This is a genomic window from Faecalicatena contorta (assembly GCF_021531995.1).
Classification (GTDB): Bacteria; Bacillota; Clostridia; order Lachnospirales; family Lachnospiraceae; genus Dorea_A; species Dorea_A contorta_A.
On the sequence record NZ_JAFBIZ010000154.1, the window covers coordinates 1 to 5169 of the forward strand.

The 5169-nt window shown below is 41.8% G+C and carries 4 protein-coding genes; 2 read left to right on the forward strand and 2 right to left on the reverse strand.

Annotated features, from left to right (window positions below; translation table 11 throughout):
• Positions 1-611 (forward strand): helix-turn-helix domain-containing protein (locus tag JQM82_RS14270; protein ID WP_235251065.1); only part of this gene is annotated, 611 nt, incomplete at its 5' end.
• 409 nt (positions 612-1020) lie between these two features.
• Entirely contained in the window at positions 1021-1527 is a 507-nt protein-coding gene (locus JQM82_RS14275) for a QueT transporter family protein (RefSeq protein ID WP_235251067.1), read from the forward strand.
• Positions 1528-1578: 51 nt separating this feature from the next.
• Here JQM82_RS14275 and JQM82_RS14280 read toward each other — a convergent pair whose 3' ends face one another.
• Positions 1579-4020 carry a hypothetical protein gene (locus tag JQM82_RS14280; protein WP_235251068.1) on the reverse strand — a complete coding sequence of 814 codons (2442 nt, stop codon included), beginning with the start codon at positions 4018-4020 and terminating at the stop codon, positions 1579-1581.
• Positions 4021-5169 (reverse strand): class I SAM-dependent methyltransferase (locus JQM82_RS14285; protein ID WP_235251069.1); only part of this gene is annotated, 1149 nt, incomplete at its 5' end. It abuts the gene before it with no gap.

The following is a 5169-nucleotide window of genomic DNA, read 5'->3' on the forward strand; positions in this document are numbered from 1 at the left end:
GAGAAAGATGTTTACAATTAGACAATAACAAAGAATTAGCAGAATCAGCCGGAGTCTCTCCTGGAACTATGTCAAAATATTTGAATCCCAACTTTACAAACATTCCTACAGCAGATGTTCTATATAATCTCGCGGATCATTACGGCGTCAGCATAGACTGGCTTGTCGGAAAAACCAACAACAAAATTATTGACGATTCTCTTGCCCCATCGGACGCATGTAAAGCGCTTGTTTCTATTTGCGAATCTTTTCCAAGTGTACAATTGACTAAATCCACAGTTATAGACACCTGTTATGATATAGATCCTTCCGGTAGAATGTACGAGGCTGAACAGAAAGAAAATGAATATATTCATATTTCATTCCCAATGTGGGAAAAACTACCTACGAACCAAGATAAAATCCATGCTCTCCAGTATGGAAATTCTATAGGCGAAAATATAAAAATTAATAACTTTTTACTTGGATATTCAGACTTAAGAAGCGCCCGTGAAAAAACCGAATTTCTGAGCACAGATGAATATAATAAAATCATCAGCCAACGTATTGAAGATATGAAAGATTTAGAAAAACGACTTGTGGAAATTTATAAAAAAGGATTAGAATCATAACCTCTCTCGTAACCACAAAGCAATACCGCCAGCCATTACTGACTGGTGGTTTCTTCTATGCTCTACTTTTTCAATACAGACCTCTCACGCGTAACAAATCAAAAAACTCTCTAGGATTGGTTGTACACCGGTCCTCACTTCCTGCAGAGTTTTCTATTTTTTACAATGGGGGGCTTTCCTAATCTCACTTCTTGTGATCTAGATTGCCCCTCTCAAAATATCTATACTTTTTTCATTGTGGGTAAATTGTGGGTACAGCTTGCTTTTCTCTGTCACCTGTGTTATACTCCTAATCGTTGCAAAGCCCCTTTAAAACCAAGGTCTATCGGGCTTGCCGCCGATTCCCGGCGTTAAATGAATCGTGTGTTCGAGACCTTCCACACGTAAAACAAAACTAAAGGAGAAAAAAATGAAAAACAAAAACATTACTTTCATGACCCAGGCAGCCATGATCGCTGCTATCTACGTGGTGCTTACCTACGTATTTGCACCATTTTCTTTTGGAGAGATTCAGGTTCGTATCTCTGAAGCACTCACCATTCTTCCGGTATTTACTCCGGCCGCTATTCCAGGACTATTTGTAGGATGTCTGATTGGCAATATCCTGGGTGGTGCAATTCTTCCGGATATCATCTTCGGAAGCATCGCAACTTTAATTGGAGCATTTTTCACATATCAGCTCCGCGCCAAGAACCCGTTTCTTGCACCGTTGCCACCGATTCTTGCCAATACAATCATCGTTCCGTTCGTACTTCGCTACGGTTATGGAGTAGCACTGCCGATTCCATTTATGATGCTGACGGTTGGTATCGGTGAAATTCTGTCCTGTGGTGTACTTGGCATGATCCTGTATTATGCACTGAAGAAATACAGAAATGTTGTATTCAAACCAGCAAGTGGAAAAAATGCATTTTAATTCTTTTTCAGATATTGACGACAAAAATGGCTGCCATAAAGGCAGCCATTTTTATCCAATAAATGTATTTCCACTTCCCCGAGTCATCTGATCCATCTGCTCATAAGATGCACTCCTTCTTTCTCCGCTTGCCACGTCAATATAAGATACAGTTGTATCACTGTATCCGACCAGAATCACAGCCTGTCTGCTATCAAGCATTGCAATGATCGGTCTGTCCTGATTGATGATATACAGCAGTTCCTCTGTCGTACATCCGGTCAGTTCAAGAAATGTGCTTCCATTGATATCTTTCATAATATCAGCAGGTGCTTCATTTGCCTTCAGACGATTTTGAATCGCCTCGATAATCTCCGATTTTCCTTCTATGGAGTATTGGATATCCCGATTGCTGCGTTCCCATATATAGGACTGATCGGATGCAACAACCACTCCGCTGAAGCTGTCTGCAGCTCTTACTGCCTCTCCTGCATTTGTATAGATTCCTTGCAGTTCACCATTTCCATATACATAATATTTTTCTGTATTCTTCGTTTGCTCAAGTACAACTCGCTTTGGCTGTTCAAACAGGATCTGTTTGGGCTTGAGCACCTTGGGTTCTTTGTCTGAGATTCCCTCATTGTAAGTAAGCCTGATCTGGCGCTGTTTCAAGTCTGTAGAGTATGTCTCCAGTACTATGTTACTCTTGGTTTTTTCCTCGTTGTTCGTAATATAATCCGGTGCGGTTTTTACATATATTGATCCGTCTTTGGATGCGCGTTCAAGCGTGATCATATCTTCCTCAAATAACGCGTCCAGAATATAGATTCCATCAGACTGATACTCTTTTATGACCTCTCCCTTCTGACTCTGGATCTCAAGCTTATACATCGGAATCGTTGTCTCCCCGCTGATCGTCGTGCCTGTATCGTCAGTTTTGGCAATTCCATAGACAAAATCAGTCCTTACAAAGCCCAGCGGACGAATTGTTTCACCCTTTTCACAGGTTACAGACCGCTGTTTTCCTGTATCAAAGTTCAGTACAATTACTTCAGACGCATTTTCCAGATCTCCATCTGTCTGGTAGGCGATTACCTTTCCATCATCTGATATCACATACTGTTCCTCCGTCAATCCTTCTGTCAGAATCTCAGTCTCTTCCATTTTAACATCATACTGATACATAGTCCCTTCAGATACAAAATAAAGAACATTTCTTTCTTCATCATAATAAGTACTTCTTCCAAGCTCCTGGATTACATTTGCATACGAATCTTTGCTGGATATAAATGCCTTCTCTTCTACCGAATTTTTTGCAATATCATAATAATATACGGCAACTCCGACTTCTCCTTCATGTTCACCACGATTCATATATCCAGATACAATAAATGCAGTATTTCCGTCTTCATCCACTTTCAGAAGACGGATCTCATGATCCGAGACCATACTTCTCGCATCCGTATTTTCCGCATCGGCAAATCCGAACACCATCGACAGTTCATCAGATTCTTTGTTATAATTCCACAGTTCGCCTGCTCCCACAAAAGACACGATCGTTCCGTCTTTATTTACCAGATACGGGATGTCTCTGGAAGCAATTCCAAGCAGAATCCCCTTTTCACTGACTACAGTTTTTGTCGCATCAAAGATCTGATCCATTGTGCGATCGTAACCCAGAAGATATATCTTTTGCGCATCCTGCGCATAACGCACTTTGAAAAACTCCTTTACCTGATAAAGATCAGTTTCATTTTCCTCGCCTTTCCCACGCACACGATATTCCAGCTGTACAGCCACATAAGAGCCATTCAGCTCCTTAATGTTCCATCTTTCTCCGCCCTCTACCTGGGGTTCTAAGTCTCCCCACGTCACATGATCATAATCTGAATGAATCGTTACATGCTGAAGTGTCGCATTGTCCGCGTCCTCATTTGGCTCAATTGCTGTACCGATTCCTGCCCCTTCTGCCTTATCAAGTGCATTTTCATGAAAATCACTTATATAGTTCAGACATTCGGAAAGATTTTTCCCAGTACCGTCCACGATCCTTGTATAGAAATAAACAGGCTGAGAGTCCACGATATTCAACTTGATCTCCAGAATTCGCTCCTCTTCCAGAAGACCTTCCTCTTCTAAGTTCAGGATCACACTCTTTTCCGGTTTTGTGATCTTATCATTTTTCAGTTCTTCCTCTCCATCCAGCGTATATACTCTGTAACGAATACTGTTAATCTTATTGTCATATGCGAGAATATTGGCCTCCAGGCGCCCCTTTGTCACGGGTGTTATAACATCGCGCACTGACGTGATCTCCATCGCCTCGGCATAACCGGACAGTGCATTAACCGTATATTCCCCGCTGGAAAAGGTGATCTGTGGAAATGTCGCCGCTCCCATATCTGCCGTCATATTATCATTTCCCCGATTGGTGAAATAACTGAAGGCAATCACTGCAACCACAAATACAGCCGCCAGAATTCCTGCATTTTTTAAATGTTTTTTTATCTCCATCTATTCTCCCTCTTCGTGATCTAACAGACGCCCAAGCGTCGGTGACACATGCAGGCACTCCTCACATCTGCGGATTGCTGCCTCATTTTCCCCATTTTTTCCGGTTCTGACTGCCCGAATCAGTATATTTTTAGGTGTATGCTCCATGTCAATAAATTCCAGAATCTGTGTGTCATATCCCTCTCGCTCCAGATACTGAGCCCGAAGTCCGTCCGTTACCAATGCAGCCATACGTTCCTTCAACAGGCCATACCTGAATATCGGCGCAAGTACCTCATTTTCCATCTGCCTATTCAATTCATGCTGGCAGCAAGGCACAGATAAGATGACCTTTGCATTCCAGCCAACAGCTTTTGCGAGTGCATAATCCGTCGCCGTATCACATGCATGCAGAGTAACAACCATATCAACCGCGTCAACGCCGGTATAATCTGCAATATTGCCTTCCAGAAACTTCAGTTTTTCATATCCGTACTTCTGACTCAGCTCATTGCAGTGCCGGATCACATCTGTCTTCAGATCCAGCCCTATAATCCTGATATCATACTTCTTTAGTTCATGAAGATAATAATACATAGCAAATGTAAGATATGACTTTCCACATCCGAAATCCAGAATCGTCAGTTCTCTTTCTTTATCAAGCTGCGGAAGAATATCTTCAATAAACTCCAGGAAACGATTGATCTGTCGAAATTTGTCAAACTTCGACTGTACTACTTTCCCTTCCTCCGTCATGACACCAAGATCCTTAAGAAACGGAACCGGAACACCTTCCTCCAGCACGTACCTCTTCTTCCGATTATGGCTCATATCAATCTCTTTTCTTTCGCACTGATTCTTACGTTTTTTTATGGTTACCTTTCCTTTTTTGCTGATCAGCACCGAGAAAGAAGCTTGTTTCGTTTCCATCTGCATCTGCTTCATGTTTTCCATATATTCCATAATAAGCTCTATGGTCTCTTCCGGTCCGACATTCTGATGGAATGTCTGATTATTCCGAAAAGATTCCCGTTGGAAAAACAGCTTATCTTTTTTCAGCACCGGGCGAACCTTCACCCGGACCGTTCCCTCCTTCTGCCGTGGATTACTAAGCGTTGCAGATATAAATTCTATATTTAGATTATCCTGTAATAAAATTCTCAATTCATT